The organism is Streptosporangium sp. NPDC000239 (assembly GCF_040300765.1).
Lineage (GTDB): Bacteria > Actinomycetota > Actinomycetes > Streptosporangiales > Streptosporangiaceae > Streptosporangium.
Genome location: NZ_JBEPEI010000017.1, coordinates 177,866 through 198,581 on the forward strand (window position 1 = coordinate 177,866; position 20,716 = coordinate 198,581).

20 protein-coding genes and 1 tRNA gene are annotated in these 20,716 nt (G+C 70.0%); 17 read left to right on the forward strand and 4 right to left on the reverse strand.

The window, feature by feature from the left end; all coding sequences use genetic code 11:
• Positions 1–59: 59 nt before the first annotated feature.
• From ABT340_RS32670 to ABT340_RS32690, 5 genes are all read left to right on the forward strand, one after another.
• Positions 60–842 carry a class I SAM-dependent methyltransferase gene (locus ABT340_RS32670; RefSeq protein ID WP_352014726.1) on the forward strand — a complete coding sequence of 261 codons (783 nt, stop codon included), beginning with the start codon at positions 60–62 and terminating at the stop codon, positions 840–842.
• Between the two features lie 179 nt (positions 843–1,021).
• Entirely contained in the window at positions 1,022–1,933 is a 912-nt protein-coding gene (locus tag ABT340_RS32675; protein ID WP_352014727.1) for a hypothetical protein, read from the forward strand.
• A gap of 12 nt (positions 1,934–1,945) precedes the next feature.
• Positions 1,946–2,755, forward strand: a complete 810-nt coding sequence (locus tag ABT340_RS32680) for a class F sortase (protein ID WP_352014728.1) — start codon at positions 1,946–1,948, stop codon at positions 2,753–2,755.
• Positions 2,752–4,248, forward strand: a complete 1,497-nt coding sequence (locus ABT340_RS32685; RefSeq protein WP_352014729.1) for a DUF2079 domain-containing protein — start codon at positions 2,752–2,754, stop codon at positions 4,246–4,248. Before ABT340_RS32680 ends, ABT340_RS32685 begins: the two co-directional genes overlap by 4 nt.
• A gap of 70 nt (positions 4,249–4,318) precedes the next feature.
• On the forward strand, positions 4,319–5,470 hold the full coding sequence (locus tag ABT340_RS32690) for an acetyl-CoA C-acetyltransferase (RefSeq protein ID WP_352014730.1): 1,152 nt from the start codon (positions 4,319–4,321) through the stop codon (positions 5,468–5,470).
• A gap of 51 nt (positions 5,471–5,521) precedes the next feature.
• Here ABT340_RS32690 and ABT340_RS32695 read toward each other — a convergent pair whose 3' ends face one another.
• Together ABT340_RS32695 and ABT340_RS32700 are read right to left on the reverse strand one after the other, a co-directional pair.
• On the reverse strand, positions 5,522–5,674 hold the full coding sequence (locus ABT340_RS32695) for a hypothetical protein (protein ID WP_352014731.1): 153 nt from the start codon (positions 5,672–5,674) through the stop codon (positions 5,522–5,524).
• Between the two features lie 190 nt (positions 5,675–5,864).
• The gene (locus ABT340_RS32700) at positions 5,865–6,596 is read right to left on the reverse strand and encodes a class I SAM-dependent methyltransferase (protein WP_352014732.1); all 732 of its coding nucleotides are present in this window, start codon (positions 6,594–6,596) and stop codon (positions 5,865–5,867) included.
• Positions 6,597–6,956: 360 nt separating this feature from the next.
• Between ABT340_RS32700 and ABT340_RS32705 the strand changes: the two genes are divergently transcribed.
• Positions 6,957–9,008, forward strand: a complete 2,052-nt coding sequence (locus ABT340_RS32705) for an ATP-binding protein (protein ID WP_352014733.1) — start codon at positions 6,957–6,959, stop codon at positions 9,006–9,008.
• A gap of 32 nt (positions 9,009–9,040) precedes the next feature.
• Positions 9,041–10,906, forward strand: coding sequence for an ATP-binding protein (locus ABT340_RS32710; RefSeq protein ID WP_352014734.1), 1,866 nt, complete (start codon positions 9,041–9,043; stop codon positions 10,904–10,906).
• Here ABT340_RS32710 and ABT340_RS32715 read toward each other — a convergent pair.
• Positions 10,903–11,934 carry an adenosine deaminase gene (locus tag ABT340_RS32715; protein ID WP_352014735.1) on the reverse strand — a complete coding sequence of 344 codons (1,032 nt, stop codon included), beginning with the start codon at positions 11,932–11,934 and terminating at the stop codon, positions 10,903–10,905. The two genes, ABT340_RS32710 and ABT340_RS32715, sit on opposite strands and share 4 nt — an antisense overlap.
• A gap of 138 nt (positions 11,935–12,072) precedes the next feature.
• Positions 12,073–13,278: a pyridoxal phosphate-dependent aminotransferase gene (locus ABT340_RS32720; RefSeq protein ID WP_352014736.1), complete on the reverse strand. Its 1,206-nt coding sequence runs from the start codon at positions 13,276–13,278 to the stop codon at positions 12,073–12,075.
• A gap of 260 nt (positions 13,279–13,538) precedes the next feature.
• On the opposite strand from ABT340_RS32720, the gene ABT340_RS32725 reads away from it, so the two are divergent.
• The 10 genes from ABT340_RS32725 to ABT340_RS32770 all read left to right on the forward strand — a co-directional run bounded on the left by ABT340_RS32725 (position 13,539) and on the right by ABT340_RS32770 (position 20,190).
• Positions 13,539–13,611 (forward strand) — tRNA-Trp (locus ABT340_RS32725).
• 75 nt (positions 13,612–13,686) lie between these two features.
• Positions 13,687–13,935 (forward strand): preprotein translocase subunit SecE, encoded by a 249-nt coding sequence (gene secE, locus ABT340_RS32730; protein ID WP_352014737.1) that lies wholly within the window; start codon positions 13,687–13,689, stop codon positions 13,933–13,935.
• 66 nt (positions 13,936–14,001) lie between these two features.
• Positions 14,002–14,787 carry a transcription termination/antitermination protein NusG gene (gene nusG / locus ABT340_RS32735; protein WP_352014738.1) on the forward strand — a complete coding sequence of 262 codons (786 nt, stop codon included), beginning with the start codon at positions 14,002–14,004 and terminating at the stop codon, positions 14,785–14,787.
• 116 nt (positions 14,788–14,903) lie between these two features.
• Entirely contained in the window at positions 14,904–15,335 is a 432-nt protein-coding gene (gene rplK, locus ABT340_RS32740) for a 50S ribosomal protein L11 (RefSeq protein WP_184712590.1), read from the forward strand.
• 155 nt (positions 15,336–15,490) lie between these two features.
• Positions 15,491–16,204, forward strand: a complete 714-nt coding sequence (gene rplA / locus ABT340_RS32745) for a 50S ribosomal protein L1 (protein ID WP_352014739.1) — start codon at positions 15,491–15,493, stop codon at positions 16,202–16,204.
• Between the two features lie 152 nt (positions 16,205–16,356).
• Entirely contained in the window at positions 16,357–17,193 is an 837-nt protein-coding gene (locus ABT340_RS32750; RefSeq protein WP_352014740.1) for an SCO4651 family lipoprotein, read from the forward strand.
• A 357-nt stretch (positions 17,194–17,550) separates the two neighbouring features.
• A complete protein-coding gene (gene rplJ / locus ABT340_RS32755; RefSeq protein ID WP_352014741.1) occupies positions 17,551–18,075 on the forward strand; it encodes a 50S ribosomal protein L10 in 525 nt (174 codons plus the stop codon).
• An 85-nt stretch (positions 18,076–18,160) separates the two neighbouring features.
• On the forward strand, positions 18,161–18,553 hold the full coding sequence (rplL, locus tag ABT340_RS32760; RefSeq protein WP_352014742.1) for a 50S ribosomal protein L7/L12: 393 nt from the start codon (positions 18,161–18,163) through the stop codon (positions 18,551–18,553).
• Positions 18,554–19,219: 666 nt separating this feature from the next.
• Entirely contained in the window at positions 19,220–19,678 is a 459-nt protein-coding gene (locus ABT340_RS32765; RefSeq protein WP_502992559.1) for an Rv1363c family protein, read from the forward strand.
• On the forward strand, positions 19,675–20,190 hold the full coding sequence (locus ABT340_RS32770; RefSeq protein WP_352014744.1) for an Rv1363c family protein: 516 nt from the start codon (positions 19,675–19,677) through the stop codon (positions 20,188–20,190). Before ABT340_RS32765 ends, ABT340_RS32770 begins: the two co-directional genes overlap by 4 nt.
• Positions 20,191–20,716: the final 526 nt, after the last annotated feature.

Consider the following 20,716-nt stretch of genomic DNA (forward strand, 5'->3'; position numbering starts at 1 on the left):
ACCAGGAAAACCCTTTTTTTCACGATGAGCCATGAAATATGGACCTATATCGTGATGGCATGGGTGGACCCAGCGCTTTCCCCGGCATCGACCCCGAGTCCGCGGCCCGCAGGGCGTCATCGTTCGGCGGCCAGGCTGAGGCCTACGCGCGGGAGCGGCCCGACTACCCCGACGCCGCCGTGCTGTGGGCGCTCGAACCCGTCAGGGGCTCGCAGCCTCCGCGCGTCCTCGACCTGGGAGCGGGCACCGGGAAGCTGACCGAGGTGCTGCTGAGGCACGTCACCGATGTCGTCGCGGTCGAGCCGGACCCGGCCATGCTCCGCCAGTTCCGGGTGCGGCTGCCCAGGGTCGAGGCCCTGCCGGGCGGCGCGGAGCGGATCCCGCTGCCGGACAGTTCGGTCGACGCGGTCCTGGTCGGGCAGGCGATGCACTGGTTCGACCTCGACCGGGCCGCGCCGGAGATGGCCCGGGTCCTGGCGCCCGGCGGGGCGGTCGCGGGGTTGTGGAACCTCGACGACGACCAGGTGCCGTGGGTGAACGGGCTGAAGGAGGTCGCGCGCAGCACGGTCTCCCGCACGCAGTGGCGTCCCGACATGCTCGAACTCGGAGAGCCGTGGTTCGGCCCGGTCGAGCAGGCCTGGTTCCCGCACAGCCAGCGCAGGACCGCCGAGTCCATGGTCGCCACGATCGCCACCCACTCCCACGTGCTGACGCTTTCCGAGGGAGACCGCGCCGAGCTGCTGGGCAGGATCGCCGACTACCTGCGCTCGACGCCGGAGACCGCGCGGGGTGAGTTCGAACTGCCGATCACCACGGTGGTGATCCGGGCGCTGCGCGCCTGAGAGGTCTTTTTCCTGGCGTGCACTGTCTTGATGAGACAGGACGGAATTTATGCCCGTTTTGCCAAGACACGTGCATCTCTCTACTTGTGTTCATAGGATCTATGCCGGACTGTGACCATCGCCTGGAATCGTGGGCAACCGCGCCAAAGCGGTCAGCTGTGCCGAAACGGAGAGTAACTGTGCTGAGGTCCAAGACGCGTCGTCGCGTCGCGGCGAAGACGGCAGCCGGAGTGGTCGGCGCGGGCATCCTCCTCGGCGCGGTTCCCGCGATCGCCTCGATGACGGCGGTGGCCAAGCCGGTCACCTACACGTGCACCGCGGCCTCGGGTACCGGCACCGCCGGCACCTACAAGATGCAGATGGACCTGTCGGGCCCCCTCACGACCCCCACTCCGAGCGCGACCGTCGTGGTGACCTGGAAGGCCGGTCAGCCCCCCGCGCCGCCGAACCTGGTCGCCCCGGTGGCCATCGCCGCGGGGGACCGGATCGTGATCGAGGCGGACACGTCGATCTCCGGGCCCGTGCCGACAACCACGGGGGACATCCACTCGGTCCTGGCCACGACGACGCCCGGGGTCGTGGCCGTCAACGGAGTGCTGCCCCCGCTGCCCACCGTGCTGGTCACCGTGGTCCCGACCGCGGCCGGGGTCGTCACGGTCCGGCCGGACGCCTTCTCCGTCAGCCACCAGGCGGCCGCGGGCACCGGGACGGAGACCCTCATCTACGACTGCCTGGTCGCCACCCCGGCGGAGGCGACCGCCGCCGCGCTGCTGGTCACCGTCAAGCCGACCGGCGCGGCCACCACCACGCCGACCACGACCGCGACCACCACCCCGACGACGACGACCACTCCGGCCGACACGCCCACTCCCGAGCCGGTCGTGACCATCACCCAGACCAAGACCGCCAAGCCCCCCAAGCCCAGGAAGTCCGGGCATGTCGCCGAGACCCCCGGTGGCGGCGCCTCGACGGGCGGGGGAGGGGACGCCGGTCCCGACGCCAGGATGTTCGTCCTCGGCGGGACAGCGATGATCTTGGCGGCGGGGATCGGCGGGTTGATGCTGCGGCGCCGTACGGCGACCCGGGGCTGACCGGGGCGCCGCATGACCACCCCGCCACCGGAAGGCTGGCCTTCGGAGCACCCCGCACAGCCGTACGACCAGGGGTACTACCCCTACCCGGAGTACGAGGAGCCGTACGGCGACCGGGCCGGGGGCGGCAGGATCCTGCGCTCGGTGCTCATCCTCGCCGGGGCGGCCGGGGTGGTCACGGTGCTGGTCGGCCTGCTGATGATGGCGGTCTCCCCGGACGAGTACGGCCTGGCCGAGCAGCGCACGACGCTGCCGCCCCGCAGCGCGGTCAACGCCACCGCGCCCGCCGACCCCTACTTCAGGGCCGATCCGACCGCGCCGCCGCCCGAACCGCGCCTGCCTCCCGCCCCCGCGATGCAGCCCTCGACCCCGCTGCGCCTGGTCATCAAGCGGCTGAACATCAACGCGCCGATCACCTCGGTCGGACTCGACAAAAAAGGCGCGATCGAGGTGCCGTCGGTCGGCAATCCGAACCTGGTCGGCTGGTACCGTTCGGGGCCGACGGCGGGCGAGGCCGGTCCCGCGATCATGCTCGGGCACAAGGACACGCGCTCGGGAAGCGCGGTCTTCAGCCGCCTGGCCGAGATCAGGAACGGCGACGAGATCGAAGTCCGGCGGCAGGACGGCATCATCGCGGTTTTCACGGTAGACGGACTCGAACAGGCGGACAAGACGGTGTTCCCGACACAGCGCGTATACGGCGACTCGCCGATACCCCGGCTTCATGTGATCACCTGTGGCGGTACCTACAACCACACGACCGGCCACTACACCGACAACGTCATCGCCTACGCGACGATGACGAGCACCCGCAGAGCATGAGCGCGGTGACCGCGACCGCCGAGGAGCCGGTCGACAGGACGGACAAGGCACGCGACGTCCCGGCGTTCCTGCGCGAGCGGCGACACGGTCTGACGCTCGGCGCGCTCGTCGCCCTGGCCACCGCGGCCTACAGCGTGCTCGGGCTGGTCAAGTTCTCGGCGTTCAAGGCGAGCATCTTCGACCTGGTCATCTTCGACCAGGCGGTGCGCGGGTACGCGAGTTTCGGGCCGCCGGTCGCCCCCTCGGTCGGCATGTTCTACAACCAGGGCATGGACTTCGTCCAGCCGGCCGACCACTTCTCGCCGATCCTGGCCGTCCTGGCCCCGCTGTACTGGGTGTACGACGACCCGCGGACCCTCATCGTCGCGCAGGCGGCGCTGCTCTCGCTGGCCGCCGTCCCCGTCTGGCACTACACGAGCCGCCGTCTCGGCCCGGTCCCCGCGCACCTGGTCGCGGTCGCCTACCTGGTCTCCTGGCCGGTCGCGCAGGCCGCCGGGTTCGACTTCCACGAGGTGGCGTTCGTCCCGCTGCTCAGCGCGATCATGATCGAGCGGGCGGACGCGGGCAGGACCCGCTACGCCGTCCTCGCCGCCATCGGCATCCTGCTGGTCAAGGAGGACATGGGCCTGCTGGTCGCCGGGTTCGGGGTCTACCTGTTCCTGATCAGACGCAGGCTTGAGGGGACGGCCCTCGTCCTGATGGGCGGCGGCGCGCTGCTGCTCATCCGCGGCGTGGTGATGCCGATGATCGGCTCGGGCGGCGAGGGCTTCCACTGGGCGTACGGCAGCCGCGGCGCGACCCTCGGCGAGGTGGCGCTGTCCATCGTCCGTGACCCGTTCGGCACGCTGTGGCAGATGGTCAGCCCCGAGGTCAAGGTGGACACCATGGCCTTCCTGCTGTGGCCGATGCTGCTGACCGCGCTGCTGTCCCCGCTGGTCCTGGTCGCCGTCCCGCTGCTGGTCGAACGGTTCCTGGCCGACCGGCCGCAGTGGTGGGGGACCGACTTCCAGTACAACGCCTTCCTCGCGGCCATCCTCGTCTGCGCCGCCGTGGACGGTGTCCACCGGCTCTCCGGGCGGCTGCGCGGGCGCTTCCCCGAGCGGTCGCGGGCGCTGGCCGGGCACTGGGCCTTCGCGGTCTGCGTGATCGGGCTCACCCTGGTGCCGCGCTTCGCCCTGGGCAACCTCGTCGAGTCGTCCTTCTTCACCGAGGAGCCGTCCGTCGCGGCGGCGCGCGAGGCCGTGGCCACGGTCCCCGACGGGGTGGTGGTCGAGGCGGCCAACAACGTCGGTCCCGCGCTCAGCGCCAGGACGACGGTGCTGCTGTGGGGTCCGCAGGCGTACGGCGCGCCGTGGATCGTGGCCGACGTGACGCGCTGGACCTTCCCCTTCGGGGGTCCCGAGGTGCAGCAGCAGCGGGTGGACGAGGCGTTGCGCACGGGCTACACCAAGGTGTTCGACAGGGATGGCTACGTCGTCCTCAAGCGGTCCTGACCACCGCCACGCCGACCGAGGTAACCTGCTGGTAACCGAACAATGCTCGGTTCTGTGAGCAGGAGGCACCGTGGCAGAGGCGTACATCGTCGGGGCGGTCCGCACCCCGGTCGGCAGGAAGCAAGGAGGGCTGTCCACCGTCCACCCCGCGGACCTGGCGGCCCACACGCTCAGGGCGCTCGTCGAGCGCACCGGCGTCGATCCGTCCGCGATCGAAGACGTGATCATGGGCTGCGTCATGCAGTTCGGCCCGCAGAGCATGGACATCGCGCGCACCGCCTGGCTGTCGGCCGGGCTGCCGGAGGGCGTGGCCGGGGTGACCGTCGACCGGCAGTGCGGATCCTCCCAGCAGGCGCTGCACTTCGCCGCCCAGGGCGTGCTCTCCGGCACCCAGGACCTCGTGGTCGCCGCCGGGGTCGAGTCCATGAGCGTCGTACCGATGGGCTCCCCCGTCACCGCCGCCCTGGAGAAGGGCCTGCCCTCGCCGTTCGGCGAGGGCTGGGCCGAGCGGTACGGCAGGCAGGAGATCTCCCAGTTCCGCGGGGCCGAGCTGATGTGCGAGAAGTGGGACCTGAGCCGCGAGGAACTGGAGCGCTTCGCCTGCGAGAGCCACCGGCGCGCGCTCGAAGCCGTCGCGGAGGGCCGCTTCCGCGACCAGATCGTCCCCGTCGCGGGCGTCGAGAACGACGAGGGCCCCCGCGCCGACACCACCCGGGAGAAGATGGCGGGCCTCAAGACCCTGCGGGAGGGCGGCCGGATCACCGCCGCGACCTCCTCGCAGATCTCCGACGGCTCCGGCGCCCTGCTGGTCGCCTCGGAACGGGCGCTCCGCGAGCACGGCCTGACCCCCAGGGCCCGCGTCGTCACCCTGGCGCTCACCGGCGACGACCCGGTCCACATGCTGACCGCGCCCATCCCGGCGACCAGGAAGGCCCTGGCCAGGGCCGGGCTCACGGTGGACGACATCGACGTCTTCGAGGTCAACGAGGCCTTCGCCCCGGTGCCGCTGGCCTGGCTCAAGGAGATCGGCGCCGACCCGGAGCGGGTCAACCCCAACGGCGGCGCGATCGCCCTGGGGCACCCCCTCGGGGCGACCGGGGCGATCCTGATGACCAAACTCCTGCACGAGCTGGAGCGGACCGGCGGCCGGTACGGCCTGCAGACGATGTGCGAGGGCGGCGGCCAGGCCAACGTCACCGTCATCGAACGCCTCGACGGCTGAGACCCGGCGGTGCCCACCCGGAACAGGGTGGACACCGCCTCCGGCCGGCCGTCAGCGACCGCCCCGGCCGGGAATCCGGCGCGGCTGCCGGGTGGGCCGGGCGGGAACGGGCGGCATCGGCACCCGCCTGGGCGCCGGGGCCCGCTCGGGCAGCGGGGTACGAGGCGTGACGGTCTGCTGCTTTTTGGCAACGCGAATTCGCATATGGACTCCTTGGAAGATCATGACGACGCGGTCTGTGCCGTGCCGGAACCTCAGCTGCCGCGTCAGACGAACGGGGCCAGAGAGCTGAGCGCGGGCGGACCGGCGACGGCCGGTCAACGCCTGCTTTCTAGGAGTTGATCCACATGCGGACCACCGTACGGCGGGCCCGCCGTACGGTGCAACGGGTTTTCTACCGGGGGACGCGGGCCACGCAGAAGACGGTCTGACCGAACGGCGGACGCACGAAACGCTCGATGAACCGGGTCGCCGGGACGACCGTACGGTCGTAGATCTTGACCAGACGCGGGTCGGGGTAGCCGACACCGCCCCGGCGGACCGCCACCCACCAGGCGATGCCGCCCAGGAAGTTGATCGGCTTGAGCACGTCGATGTCCAGGCCCGCCTTGGAGACCGTGCTGCGCAGGGTCGCGGGGGTGTAGCGGGTGACGTGGCCGACCTTGCGGTCGAAGTCTCCGTAGAGCTGCATGTAGCCCGGCACCCAGATGACGATCCGACCGCCGGGCGCGGTGACCTTCGCCAGGGAGCGCAGCGCCTCGACGTCCTCCTCGATGTGTTCGAGGACGTTCATCATCACGACCGTGTCGACCTTCTCACCGATCGGGATGTCGGTCGGCAGGCCGAACTGCAGCACGTCCACGTCGTCGCGCTCGGCGAAGCGCTTGTTGAGCTGCTCGACGCAGTAGGGGTCGAAGTCACTGACCACCAGCCTGTCCAGGCGGGGCAGGAACGACTCGGCGAAGTGCCCGAGGCCCGAACCGATCTCCAGCATGGACTTCCCCACGTGCGGGGCGACCATGTCGAGCTCGTACTGCCGGTAGTTCCTGGCCTCGTCCCCACCCAGGTGGTTCTCCAGGGCCTCGTCACCGGCCGCCGGTTGCACTACGCGGTCATACCCAGACATGCGGTTCCGTCCAGCTCACTCATCGGGGAGCCGCGTCGCCCACGACTTGGAGGGCGTCCACGGCCGGGAAACAGCAAGAGTCTAGTGTCGCTTCCCCCGCGGCGACTCCGGAAACGCCCCCATGACGTCCCTGGGAACCCCTTCGTGACGGCCGGGGAGACACCGGACACCGACGAAACAGGGAAGGGCCCGGAGGAGGAATCCCACCCCGGAGGACTTCGACAAGAGGCCGCTGACCTGCGCGTCGGCGTGAGATATGCGCCCCGGGAGAAGAACGGACAACCGCGGGTCCTCCGTCAGGCCGGGATGGCCGCGCTCCCATGGTTGGCTGGCCATCTAACGCGGAGGGGCGAGGAATCGGTGGAGGAGACGCGCACGCGCCGGGACAACGTGCCGGCGGAGACGGGTGACCTCGTAGGACGGGAGGCGGAGCTCGGCGAACTCGCCGCACTGATCGGCCACTCTCCTCTGGTGACCCTCACCGGGGTCGCCGGGGTCGGCAAGTCCAGGCTCGCGCTCAGGGCCGCGACCACGCTCCGCGGGGACTTCCCCGACGGGGTGTGGGTCGTCGCGCTGTCCGCCGAGCAGAACGGCGCCCTGGTCGGCCACGCCGTCGCCGCCGCGCTCGGCCTGCCGGAGCAGGCCGTGCGGCCCCAGGCGGAGGTCCTCGCCGACTTCCTCGCCGACCGGCGGCTGCTGCTGGTCCTCGACGACTGCGACCACCTCGCAGAGGCGTGCGCGGAACTGCTGCGCCAGGTCCTGGCACGGGCGCCGCACATCCGGGTGCTGGCCACCGGCCGCGGTCCTCTGGGGCTCGCCGGGGAACGGCTGATGCCCGTCGAGCCGTTCGCCGTACCCGAGGGGGCCGAGGCCGCGACCTGCGACGCCGTCCGGCTGTTCACCGAGCGGGCCAGGGCCCTGGTGCCCGGCGCCGCCCTCGACCCCCACGAGGTGGCCCGGCTCTGCCGCGGCCTCGACGGCATCCCGCTCGCCATCGAGCTGGCCGTACGGCGGCTGCGGGCGCTGTCCGTGCCACAGCTCACCGAGCGGCTCGGCGACCGCTTCGCCCTGCTGGAGGGTGGCAGCCGCGCCCCGCTCGGGCGGCACCGGAGCATGCGCACCGCGGTCGGCCTCAGCCACGAGCTGTGCGGCCCGGGGGAACGCCTGCTGTGGGCCCGCCTCTCGGTCTTCGAGGGCTGGTTCGACGCCGACGACGCGTGGGCTGTGTGCGCCGACGGCCGACTGGCCACGCTCGCGCTGTCCGGGCTCGCCGACCGGTCGATCCTGGTCGCCGACGTCGCCGGTGGCCCGCGCTACCGGATGCTCGGCACGATCCGCGACTACGGAAGGCAGTGGCTGCGGCTGCTGGGCGAGGAGGAGACCGTTCTCGCCCGCCACCACGACCACTTCCTGGCCGGGGCGCGCAGGGCGGAGGCCGAGTGGTACGGCCCGCGCCAGGCCCGCTGGGCGGCCTGGGCCAGGCGGGCGATGCCGGACCTGGAGGCCGCGCTGGCCCGCGACGAGGGCTTCGACCTGGCCACCTCGCTCTGGTTCGTCTGGTGCTGCCTCGGCAGGGCCGGCCTCGGGCACCGGCACCTGGACCGGCTGCTCAACCGGGAGATCACCCCCGGCCCGGCCCGCACCAAGGCCCTGTGGGTGTGCTCATGGGCGGCGCTGGCCGCGGGCGACACCTCGGAGGCCAGACGCAGGGCCGCCGAGGCGTACGCGGCGGCCACGGCCGAGGGCGACCTCGCCGCCGCCGGATGCGCCAGGCAGGGGGCGGCGGCGACCGCGCTCGCCCTCGGCGACCTCGACGGGGCCGCGCGCCTGGCCGCCCAGGCCGCCGGGCTGTTCGAGCAGGCCGCCCCGGAACGGGCCGCCCACATCGGTCTCCCCGTCGCCGAGACGACGCTGGCGATGGCGCACAGCCTCAGGGGGGAGTTCGGCCCGGCCGTCGAGGTCCTCGTGCGCCAGTGGGCCAGGTGCGCCGAACGGGGCGAACTGTGGGCCCGTTCCCACGGCGACCACGTGCGCTCGCTCGCCGAACTCGGCAGGGGAGAGATCGAGGCGGCCGAGGCCTACGCCCGCGCGGCGCTCGACGCCAAGTGGTGCCTGCGCGACCCGCTCGGCGTGGCCGCGGCCACCGACCAGCTCGCCGCGACCGCCGTGGCGCGCGGTGACGGGCGCAGAGCCGCCCGCCTGCTCGGCGCGGCCGCCCGGATGTGGACGACCGCGGGCCTTCCCACCCCCGACGCCTCGCCGTACGCGACGTCCAGGGCACGCACGGAACGCCGGGCCAGGGCGTTGCTCGGCGACCTCGCCTACGAACGCGCGTTCGCCAGGGGAATGGCCATGGACATCGACACCACTGTCGCCCGCATCCGGGACACAGACGGCTTCGGTCACCTTTAGCATGAATGCCCACGCCGCGAGGAGACTGCGGAATGAGTGCATTCGTCGGTAGGCAGGGCGAGGTCGCGGAGATCACAGCCCTTTTCGAGCGGGTACGGCTCGTCACCCTGTCGGGGGCGGGCGGTGTCGGCAAGACCAGGCTCGGCCTCGAACTCGCCAGGACACTCGTCCCCGAGCCCGCGGTCGTCGACGTCGCGGAGGTCGCCGAGGTCGGCGGGCCACAGGCGCTGGCCCCCGCCGTCACCGAGGCCCTGGCCGTCTCGGCCGGGTCCCTGCTCGTGCTCGACACCTGCGAGGCGCTGGTCGACGAGGTCGCCTCCCTGGTCGGCGAACTGCTCGCCACCGACCCCGAACTCCGCATCCTGGCGATCAGCCGCCAGTCGCTGGCCGTCCCCGGCGAGCACCTGCGGGTGCTGGCCGGCCTCCCCGCCCCGGACGCCTACGCCCTGCTCACCGGTCTCGGCGACACCTGGCCCGCCGGGACGCGCGAGAGCCTCACCGAGGTGTGCGACAGGCTGGACGGTCTGCCGCTGGCGATCGAACTGGCCGCCGTACGGCTGCGCACGATGCCCGTCGCGGACTTCGTCGCGAACCTGGGCGAGCACCTGGCCCTGCTCGTCGACGAGGAACGGCAGGGCCCCTCAAGGCACCGGGCGCTGGCCACCTGCATCGGGTGGAGCCACCAGCTGTGCACCGAGCGGGAACGACTGTTCTGGGCGCGCGTCTCGGTCTTCCCCGGCGAGTTCGACCTGGAGGCGGCGACCTACGTCTGCCGGGATGAGACGCTGCGCGCCCAGGACATGATCGACGTGGTCACCGGCCTGGTCGACAAGTCCGTGCTGCTGCGCAGGGAGACCCACGCCGGAGTCCGCTTCCTGATGCCCGGCGCCACCCGCGAGTTCGGCGCGGGCTGGCTGGCCCTGCTCGGCCAGCAGGAGGAGGTACGGCTGCGCCACCACGACTTCTACCTGGCCCTGGCCCGCAACGCCGAACGCGAGTGGCCACGCCGCCAGGTGCGCTGGCACCACAGGCTCCGCGTCGAGGCGGCCAACCTCGCCCAGGCACTGGAGACGGGCCTTGAGGCGGGGACCGGTCTCGAACTGGCCGGAGCGCTGTGGATCCTGTGGGTGTGCTGCGGGATGCACGCCGAGGGGCGCGACTATCTCGACCGCGCCCTGGCCACGGACCCTCGGCGTGGACCGGCGCGGACCAGGGCGCTGTGGGTCTGCGCCTGGGTCGCCAGCCTCCAGGGAGACCTGCTCGGAGCCGAGGAGCGGCTCTCCGAGTGCCGCGAGGCCGACCCCGGCGGCCACGCGGGCGCCTACGTGACCCAGCTGGCCGCCCAGGTCGCCGCCCAGCGGGGGCAGGCGACCCGCGCCGTGCTCGGCATCAGGGCCGCCCGCGACCGCCACCACTCGGCGGGACGCGCCTTCCCCGGCCTGCTGCCCGGCTACGCCGTGGTGGCCGCCTGCCTGCTGACGCTGGGCGACGTCGAGGCGGCCGTCGGCGTCCTCGTCGAGGGACTCGACCTCTGCGAGACCTACGAGGACCTGTGGACCCGCTCCCACCTGTGCCACCTGCGCGCCCACGCCGACTATCTGCGCGGAGACCTCACCGCCGCCGGGGAGCACGCCCGCGAGGCCCTGCGCACCGCCCGCCTGTTCGACGACCGTACGGCGCAGGCCGCCGGGGTCGAACTGCTCGGCGCGCTCGCCGTCGCCGAACGACGGTCGCAGGAGGGCCTGGAGCTGCTGGCCGCGGCCCGCGACGCCTGGACGGCGCTCGGCGGCGAGCACCTGCGCCCGCCGCTGCTGGCCTCGATCGCCGTCCCGGAGGTCCTCCCCGTCGAGGGCCTGCCCCTCGACGCCGCCACCAGCCTGGCCCTCAAAGAGCCCTAGACACCCTCGGGGTCGGGGGAGGACAACCACTCGTCGATCTCCCTGAGGATCTCCTTGCGGACGCTCTCGGGGGCGGCGGAGGCTCTGATCGACTGCCGGGCCAGCTCGGCCAGCTCCGCGTCGCGGAAGCCGTACACCTGCCTGGCCAGCTCGTACTGGGGCAGCAGCCTGGCGCCGAACAGCAGCGGGTCGTCGGCGCCGAGCGCGATGGGCACCCCCGCCTCGAACAGCCGCCGCAGCGGCACGTCCTGCGGCCGTTCGGCAACCCCGAGGCCGACGTTGGAGGTCGGGCAGACCTCACACGTGACCTGCCGGTCAGCCAGCCGCTCCATCAGCCGTGGCGACTCGGCCGCCCGCACGCCGTGCCCGACCCGGTCGGCGCCGAGCTCGTCGAGGCACTCGGCCACACTGGCCGCCCCCATCAGCTCCCCACCGTGCGGTACGGCCAGCAATCCGGCCCGCCTGGCCAGCCTGAAGGCCCCGTCGAAGTCACGGGCCCGGCCCCTGCGCTCGTCGTTGGACAGCCCGAAACCGACGACGCCCTGGTCCATGTGGTGCGTGGCGAGCCTGGCGAGCGTCTTGGCGTCCAGGGGGTGCTTCGTGCGGTTGGCGGCGACCACGAGCGCCACTCCGATGCCCGCGTGCGCCGAGGCTTGGCGCGCCGCGTCGAGCATCAGCTCAAGGGTGGGGGTGAGACCGCCGAACCGGTGGGCGTATCCCGAGGGGTCGACCTGGATCTCCAGCCAGCGAGACCCCTCGGCGACCTCGTCCTCCGCGGCCTCCCGCAGCAGCCGGTAGACGTCGGACTCCCGCCGCAGCACCGCCCGCGCGATGTCGTAGAGCCGCTGGAAACGGAACCAGCCCCGCTCGTCGGTCGCCCGCAGCCGGGGCGGCCAGTCCTGCTCAAGCGCGTCCGGCAGGTGCAGACCCTGCTCACGGGCGAGCTCGATCAGGGTCGTGTGCCGCATCGAGCCGGTGAAGTGCAGGTGGAGGTGGGCCTTTGGCAGGTCGGTGAGCGGGCGTGGCATTTCCATATGGTGCCGTATGCCGGGCACCGCACGGTGCCACACGCCGAACCCGCTCCCACGGAGCCGGAGGGCGGGCCGCCGGGCGGCGCCGTACACGCGCCGCCCGGCGGTGGACCTCAGACGGGTCTCAGGTGGGCCTCAGCCGACCTGGCCGAGGAACTTGGCCACCCGGCTCACGCCCTCGACGAGGTCCTCGTCGCCGAGCGCGTAGGAGAGCCGGAAGTAGCCGGGGGTGCCGAAGGCCTCGCCGGGGACGAGGGCGACCTCGGCCTCCTCAAGGATGAGCTCGGCCAGCTGGGCGGACGTCTCGGGACGCCTGCCACCGAAGTCCTTGCCCAGCAGCTCCTTGACCGACGGGTAGGCGTAGAAGGCGCCCCTGGGCTCGGGGCAGAGCACGCCCGGGATCTCGTTGAGCATGCGGACCATGGTCTGGCGGCGGCGGTCGAAGGCCTCGCGCATCTTCGCCACGGCCGACAGGTCGCCGGACACGGCGGCCAGGGCGGCGGCCTGGGCCACGTTCGAGACGTTGGAGGTGGCGTGCGACTGCAGGTTGGTCGCGGCCTTGACGACGTCCTTCGGGCCGATCAGCCAGCCGACCCGCCAGCCGGTCATGGCGTAGGTCTTGGCGACGCCGTTCAGCACGACGACCCGGTCACCCAGCTCGGGGACGACGGTCGCGATGCTCGCGAACGTCGCGCCGCCGTAGGTGAGGTGCTCGTAGATCTCGTCGGTGACCACCCACAGCCCGTGCTCGGCCGCCCAGCGGCCGATCGCCTCGACCTGCTCGGGCGAGTAGACCGCGCCCGTCGGGTTGGACGGGGAGACGAACAGCAGGGCCTTGGTGCGCTCGGTGCGGGCCGCCTCGAACTGCTCGACGCTCGCGAGGTAACCGGTGGTCTCGTCGGTCACCACGTCCACCTGGACACCGCCCGCGAGCTTGATGGCCTCGGGATAGGTCGTCCAGTAGGGGGCGACGACCAGAACCTCGTCACCCGGGTCGAGGAGCGTGGCGAAGGCCTCGTAGACGGCCTGCTTGCCACCGTTGGTGATCAGCACCTGGGCCGCGTCGACCTGGTAGCCGGAGTCGCGCAGCGTCTTGTCCGCGATGGCCTGCTTCAGCTCGGGCAGGCCCCCGGCCGGGGTGTACTTGTGGAACCTGGGGTTGCGGCAGGCCTCGACGGCGGCCTCGACGATGTAGTCGGGAGTCGGGAAGTCCGGCTCGCCCGCGCCGAAGCCGATGACCGGGCGGCCCGCCGCCTTCATGGCCTTGGCCTTGGCGTCCACGGCGAGTGTGGCGGACTCGGAGATCGCGGAGATGCGCGCTGAGATGCGAGGACGGGTCATGCCTTCCATGGTTACAGATCTGTGAGGCGCCCCCCGCCTCCCGCCGGTTTTTCCGTACGGCGGGCCGTACGGAAGGGGAAGGGCTGTGACGTGGGAGATCAGGGGGAGGCGAGGGGTCGATCACCTGCCGGTTCGACGTGGGGGCCATTCCCACGTAGACTCCCGCATGTTCCTAACCGCCGCGTGCACGAACTCGGCGGTCGGGACCCGTGAGCCACGGACAAACTTCGGTCCAACCGATGTATGGTGGTTCATGTCTTAGGGCACTAGCGCAATTGGTAGCGCACCGGTCTCCAAAACCGGCGGTTGGGGGTTCGAGTCCCTCGTGCCCTGCGAGGAGCGGTCCGCGCATCAGGGCGTCTAGCGCGCCGCAGACATGCGTTGGACTCGACGAAGCAGGTGAGGACTGTGGCGATCGACACGCGCGGCGAAACCGCAGACAAGCCGAGCGGTGAGAAGAAGGCCAAGCGCACTTCTCCCGCCCTCTTCTATCGGCAGATCATCGCTGAACTACGCAAGGTCATCTGGCCTACGCGCAAAGAGCTTCTCTCGTACACCACGATTGTCATGGTCTTCGTTCTGATCATGGTCGGGGTCGTGTCCGGACTCGACGCGTTGCTCACCGAAGGTGTGCTGCGGATCTTCGGCGGAGCCTGAGGCCGGACCCCGGCGGATCGCCCCCCGTAATTTCATCAGCCCATCGACGAAAGAGAATGAGCCACCGTGTCCGAGTCTCCACAGCCGGCCGGCGAGTCCCGCGAAGAGCGGACTGACGAGCCGGAGCAGGTCGTCGACGTCGCGGAGGACTCGCTCGACGCCGACACCGAGACCGACGAGGTCACGGCCGACGTCGACGAGGACGAGGCAGAAGAGGCCGGGCAGACCGGTGAGGTCGACGAGGACGGCGACGTCCTGCCCGATGTCGACCCGGTCGAGGAGTTCAAGCGCCATCTGCGCGGCCAGTACGGCGAGTGGTACGTCATCCACTCCTACGCCGGTTACGAGAACCGCGTGAAGTCGAACATCGAGACCCGCACGCAGTCCCTCAACATGGAGGACTACATCTTCCAGGTCGAGGTGCCGACGCACCACGTGACCGAGGTGAAGAGCGGCAAGCGTCAGCTGGTCAAGGAGCGGGTGCTGCCCGGCTACGTGCTGGTCCGGATGGAGCTCACCGACGAGTCCTGGTCCGCGGTGCGCAACACGCCCGGTGTGACCGGCTTCGTCGGTCTGTCGAACAAGCCCAGCCCGCTGAGCCTGGACGAGGTGGCCAAGCTGCTGGCTCCCGAGCCCTCGGAAGAGGTCAAGAAGTCGACCGTCAAGGCCACGGCCGCGACCGTCGACTTCGAGGTCGGCGAGTCCGTCACGGTCATGGACGGCCCCTTCGCGACCCTGCCCGCCACGGTCAGCGAGATCAGCGCCGAGTCGCAGAAGCTCAAGGTCCTCGTGTCGATCTTCGGTCGCGAGACCCCGGTTGAGCTCTCGTTCAACCAGGTCTCGAAGATCTGACCGATCACATAAACTAAGACGTTCGGTGGCCGTGTCTCGCGAAGCACGGCCTTCCGACATGCTCCCCGTGTCTGCGTGGGAGCCGCATCACCCCGATTAGGACCCGGAGAAGAACCATGCCTCCTAAGAAGAAGATCGCGGCACTGGTCAAGGTCCAGCTCCCCGCTGGCCAGGCCACGCCCGCTCCGCCGGTCGGTACCGCCCTCGGTCCGCACGGCGTCAACATCATGGACTTCGTCAAGCAGTACAACGCTGCCACCGAAGCCCAGCGCGGCAACATCATCCCCGTTGAGATCACCATCTTCGAGGACCGCTCCTTCACCTTCGTCACGAAGACGCCCCCGGCGCCTGAGCTGATCAAGAAGGCCGCCGGTGTGGCGAAGGGCTCGGCCGTCCCGCAGAAGGACAAGGTCGGCAAGCTCACCAAGGAGCAGCTGCGCCAGATCGCCGAGACCAAGATGCAGGACCTCAACGCCAACGACATCGAGGCGGCCGAGAAGATCATCGCCGGCACCGCCCGGTCGATGGGCATCACGATCGCCGACTGACGACAGGCGACTCGGTCCCGAGCCGGTGATCCGGCGACGGATCGGAAAACGGCGGAACGCGACGGTGGTCGTGTCCGTCACCAGGACATCGAAGTGAGTGGAAGGGCCAGGCGCTGGCCCGCACCACGGACACTCGGATTCACAGGAGTGAGCAAGTGAAGCGCAGCAAGGCATTCCGCGCGGCGGCCGCACAGGTCGACGGCGAGAACCTCTACAGCCCGGCCGCGGCGGCGAAGCTCGCCAAGGGGACCAGCGTCACCAAGTTCGACGCGACCGTCGAGGTCGCGCTGCGACTGGGCGTCGACCCCCGTAAGGCCGACCAGATGGTGCGCGGCACCGTCAACCTCCCGCACGGCACCGGTAAGACCGCCCGGGTCCTGGTCTTCGCGACCGGTGACCGTGCCGAGGAGGCCCGCGCCGCGGGCGCCGACATCGTCGGTGCCGACGAGCTGATCGACGAGGTCGCCAAGGGCCGTCTCGACTTCGACGCCGTCGTCGCGACCCCCGACCTCATGGGCAAGGTCGGCCGTCTCGGCCGCGTGCTCGGTCCCCGTGGCCTCATGCCCAACCCCAAGACCGGCACCGTCACCCCGGCCGTCGGCAAGGCCGTCACCGACATCAAGGGCGGCAAGATCGAGTTCCGTGTCGACCGGCACGCGAACCTGCACTTCATCATCGGCAAGGTGTCCTTCGGCGAGCGTCAGCTGGTCGAGAACTACGCCGCCGCCCTCGAAGAGGTGCTGCGTCTGAAGCCGTCCGCCGCCAAGGGCCGTTACCTGAAGAAGGTCACCTTCTCCACGTCCATGGGCCCCGGCATCCCGGTCGACCCGAACGTGACGCGGGCGCTGACCGCCGAGCTCGACGCCTGAGACGTCCGCTAGCAGACGCCTTCTCGGAAAGGCCTCAACCGAATGGCCATTCGGTTGAGGCCTTTCTTCGTTCCTATGGAGGAAGCGTGTCGGGATTGCCCGGCGTATGGTCATAAACAAGTCCATCGGGGGACACGAAGGAGTGAAGACCAATGCGCCGATTGGCTCCCGCACTGACACTGGGAGCGGCCGCTCTGATCGCGGTCACGGGATGCGGTGCGCAGAGCACCGGAACCCTCGGAAACGTCAAACTGGCCGCCGCCGAGGCGGTTCAGCAGAGCGCGCAGAGGGCCGGGGAGGTCACCTCGTACTCCGCGGACCTCGTCCTTGACGCCACAGGCGGAGACAGGGGCGCGGGCAAGATCCAGGGCAGCGTGGTCTACCAGAGCCAGCCTCAGCTGGCGACCGACATCACGCTGGACACGATCAACTTCGACGGGCAGAACGTCCCCGGCGGAGCCAGGGCGATCTTCACCGGTGACACGGTCTACCTGAAGTCGCAGCTGCTCGCCAGGTTCGCGGGGGCGGACAAGCCCTGGCTCAAGGCCTCGATCTCCGACATCGACGCCGAGGGCCAGAAGGGCGTAAGGAGCTTCCTGGAGCAGGCCAGGCAGTTCGACCTCGCCGCGACGGTCAAGCTGCTCACCGCGTCCAAGGACGTCAAGGCCGTGGGCACCGAGACGGTCGGCGGGACCGAGACGACCCACTACAGCGGCACCTTCCCGGTGGCCGAGGCCGCCCAGGTGCTCGACCCGGCCAAGCAGGAGCCGCTCAAGGAGCGACTCTCGTCGGTCAAGGACGTGAAGTTCGACCTGTGGGCCGACGGCCAGAGCCTGCCCCGCAAGGTCACGCTCAGCGGCTCGAAGAACGGTGAGTCGTTCAACCTGACCGCGCTCTTCAAGGGCTTCAACGAGCCCGTGACGATCGCGGCCCCGCCCGCCGAGCAGGTGGGCGACCTGCCGAAGAACCCCGTCCCGAGCGGCCACTGAGGGCCCGCTGGGAACGGCTCGTGGAACCCCGTCCGGGGGACCACGAGACCCATGTACGGCCCGCCTCTCCCATCGCACCGGGGGAGGCGGGCCGTCGTGTTTTCCTGGATTCCTTCCCGAGCGGAGCCCGGTTTGGCGTTCCTCCCGCCAGGGCGTATGCTGTCAACGCCGAAGACCGCCGGTTGTCGTCAGGCCTCATGGTTCGACGACCCAAGGTTCCACTTCGTGGACGACCAGCGCAGGTGTGATGTGAGTTTCCATTTGGACTGACCTCCTCATGTGAGCCCCGTGCGCCTGCGCCCGGGGCTTGTTCACGTCTGTGGCCCCTTGCCGGTGGCAACATCTGGAAGGAGGCCCATGGCGAAGGCGGAAAAGGCAACGGCTGTAGCCGAGCTGCGGAGCAGCTTCGAAGGCTCCAACGCTGCCGTTCTGACCGAATACCGCGGTCTCACCGTCGCTCAGCTCAAGCAGCTGCGCGTCTCTCTCGGTGAGCATGCGAAGTTCGCCGTGGTGAAGAACACGCTGACCAAGATCGCGGCCAACCAGGCCGGGATCAGCGAGCTCGACGACCTGCTCGCGGGTCCGTCGGCGATCGCGTTCGTCGAGGGCGACGTGGTCGAGGCCGCCAAGAGTCTGCGTGACTTCGCCAAGGCCAATCCCCTCCTGGTCATCAAGGGCGGTGTCGTCGACGGCAAGTCGATGAACCCGGCCGAGATCAGCAAGCTTGCCGACCTTGAGTCGCGCGAGGTCCTCCTCGCGAAGCTGGCCGGTGCCATGAAGGCGAAGCAGGCCCACGCCGCCGCCGTCTTCAACGCGCTGCCCACCAACATGGCTCAGCTCGTCGAGGCTCTGCGCGCCAAGCGCGAAGAGGCGGGCGAGTAGGTCCGCGCTGGCGGACTCAGGGGATTAGCGCATATATACCGCGGTCCCGAATTCTCAGTTTTTAGATCCATACGGAGGAATCATCATGGCGAAGCTCACCGCTGACGAGCTGCTCGAGTCGTTCAAGGAGATGACCCTCCTTGAGCTGGCCGACTTCGTGAAGCTCTTCGAGGACGCCTTCGACGTCAAGGCCGCCGCCCCCGTCGCCGTGGCCGCCGCCCCGGCCGCCGGTGGCGCCGCTCCGGCCGAGGAGGCCGAGGAGCAGGACGAGTTCGACGTCATCCTCGAGGCTGCCGGCGACAAGAAGATCCAGGTCATCAAGGAGATCCGCGCCCTGACGAGCCTGGGCCTCAAGGAGGCCAAGGACCTCGTTGACGGCGCCCCCAAGCCCGTCTTCGACGGCAAGGTCAACAAGGAGCAGGCGGAGAAGGCCAAGGCTGCCCTCGAGGGCGCCGGCGCCACCGTCACCGTCAAGTAGTCCCACCTGGCCTGAAGGCCTCGTAGGAGAGCTCGACGAGACTCAACAGAAAGAGCGGGTCCACCTGGTGCCGGTGGCCCGCTCTTTCTGCTTTCCCGGCCCGTCAGAGGCCCGTCAGGGACGTGTCAGAGCCCGCCTGAGGTTGGGTGAAGGCCTCGGCGAGGGGCGTCCGTACGACGCTCTCATGCCTTCGGCCGGCTTCTCCTGCGGCGAACTTCTCATGATTTATGGCTTTATGGGCGGTTTGTTCACTAAATCGCCATTAAATGCTCTGAAATGGGTTTGGGATGCGACCCGAAGAGCTCGCCGGGCTGTACGGCGGGGCACCGGGCGGCATTTCCCCGCGTGAGCCCGAAGGTCGTTTATCGGTGGCGTCTGGGCGCCTGGGCCACGAGATCGGTGGTTCGGGATGGAGAGGGCCACGAGATCAGCGGCCTTGGCAGGGATATTTTTTTCCTGTTATGAGAGGGCGGCTCCTGGGGAGGTGGGCAAAGCCCTCCATGACGATCCGTTTGGCGGGTTATGATCCGGCGATCGGGGAGCTTTCGGCCTGAACGGCCGGCGCCACGTGATCACCGGTCCGTGTTCCGACGGACCCGCGATGGGAGAGAGCGCATGGCGGTGAACACTGCTCGGCGGGCTCGCCCGCTGAGAGTCGCCGGGTTGGTGCTGGCCCTGTTGATCGTGGCGTTGCTCGGCGCGGCGTTCTGGCTGCGCTCGGCGCTTGCGCAGGCCCAGGCGGAGGCCGACGACCGGGAGGCCGCGATACGGGCGGCGGGATCACACGCCCTGGATCTGCTCTCGGTCGGTCACCGGACCGTGGACTCCGACATCAAACGCATCTTGGACACGTCAACCGGCGCGGCGAAGGCGGAGTACGCCAGGAACGTCACGACGCTCAAAGAGACGACGCTCAGGAACAAGGTTCTCCAGACGGGCGCGCTCCGTGCCTCCGGGCTCGTCTCGATGAAGGGGAACGTCGCCAGAGTGATGGTCGTCGGGGACGCCGTCATTCGCTGGGAGGGTAGCAAACAGCCCCCGCAGGAGCGGTTCTACCAGTGGAACATGGAAGTGACCAAGATCGGGACCGCCTGGCTCGTCTCGAAGACGGAGCTGGTCCTGTGACCCGCGTCTCCCTCCTCCTGGTCGGGGTGATGACCGCCGTCGCGCTCTCGCTCGCCGCGGTGGTGTGGATCATGTTCGCGGACCTGAGCCGACTGCGTTCGGACGAGGCCGCCGGACGGGAGGCGCTCGCGACCGCCCGCTCCGTCGCCGCCGACATGCTGTCGTACGACTACCGTACTATCGAACAGGATTTCGCACGGGCTCGGGGATACACCACGGGAAACCTCAGCCAGTACTACCGGCAGCTCACCACGAGCCTGGTGCCGACGGCCAGGAAGGAGCGCGCCGTCCAGCAGGCGACGGTGGCCGGGGCCGGGGTCGAGTCGGCGCGCGCCGACCGGGTCGAGGTCCTGCTGTTCGTGAACATGAGCACCGTGCGGACCATGCCGGGGGACAAGCAGCCCCGGCGCCAGATCAGGCAGAACAGGGCCCGGTTGGTCATGGTCAGGCAGGACTCCCACTGGCTCGTCTCTGAGCTGTCCACCCTGCTGGGAAACCCGCCGCCCCACTAGGTTGGCGTGGCGCTTCATTCAATTGTTATCAAAGTCTGCGTTTAGAGCTGGTTTGTGGCCGGGTACATCGTTCATCGCAGCGTCGATCGTCGGTCGTGTGTGCGTCTGGCGCTCGAAGCTTCGTAGGGCGAGGCGTTAGCCTCCCCGAGGCGCGGGTATCGTCTTGGGGCTGGTGGTTGCGCAGGTCACACGATGGGAAAACTCCCAGCGGCTCGGCTGTTCCTTGGCTGAAATGTCGGCTCACGGGCTTGACGTTTCGGCTCTGACGGGCGATGCTGCGACCAACGTGGAGAGCGCAGCGAGGGTGAACTGGACAGGTGTATGCCGTTCGGCTACACTGCCCCTTTGCGCTGCCCTTTGACGACCCGCTTCTTTTGGTGCTCCGATGCATGGTCGTCTGGCGTGCGTGTAGTCAGTCCGCCGCGAGCCCTCGGAAGGACATCTGTTGGCAGCCTCGCGCAACGCCTCCGCCGTACCCGCTGGTCCCCGTCGCGTGTCGTTCGCACGTATTCAGGAGCCGCTCGAA

Bases quoted from the DNA above. Each gene is read 5' to 3' on its own strand.
- ABT340_RS32670 (WP_352014726.1), top strand. From the start codon at position 60: ATGGGTGGACCCAGCGCTTTCCCCGGCATCGACCCCGAGTCCGCGGCC.
- ABT340_RS32680 (WP_352014728.1), top strand. From the start codon at position 1,946: ATGACCACCCCGCCACCGGAAGGCTGGCCTTCGGAGCACCCCGCACAG.
- ABT340_RS32685 (WP_352014729.1), top strand. From the start codon at position 2,752: ATGAGCGCGGTGACCGCGACCGCCGAGGAGCCGGTCGACAGGACGGAC.
- ABT340_RS32695 (WP_352014731.1), bottom strand. From the start codon at position 5,674: ATGCGAATTCGCGTTGCCAAAAAGCAGCAGACCGTCACGCCTCGTACC.
- ABT340_RS32700 (WP_352014732.1), bottom strand. From the start codon at position 6,596: ATGTCTGGGTATGACCGCGTAGTGCAACCGGCGGCCGGTGACGAGGCC.
- ABT340_RS32710 (WP_352014734.1), top strand. From the start codon at position 9,041: ATGAGTGCATTCGTCGGTAGGCAGGGCGAGGTCGCGGAGATCACAGCC.
- ABT340_RS32715 (WP_352014735.1), bottom strand. From the start codon at position 11,934: ATGCCACGCCCGCTCACCGACCTGCCAAAGGCCCACCTCCACCTGCAC.
- ABT340_RS32720 (WP_352014736.1), bottom strand. From the start codon at position 13,278: ATGACCCGTCCTCGCATCTCAGCGCGCATCTCCGCGATCTCCGAGTCC.
- rplK (WP_184712590.1), top strand. From the start codon at position 14,904: ATGCCTCCTAAGAAGAAGATCGCGGCACTGGTCAAGGTCCAGCTCCCC.
- ABT340_RS32750 (WP_352014740.1), top strand. From the start codon at position 16,357: ATGCGCCGATTGGCTCCCGCACTGACACTGGGAGCGGCCGCTCTGATC.
- rplJ (WP_352014741.1), top strand. From the start codon at position 17,551: ATGGCGAAGGCGGAAAAGGCAACGGCTGTAGCCGAGCTGCGGAGCAGC.
- rplL (WP_352014742.1), top strand. From the start codon at position 18,161: ATGGCGAAGCTCACCGCTGACGAGCTGCTCGAGTCGTTCAAGGAGATG.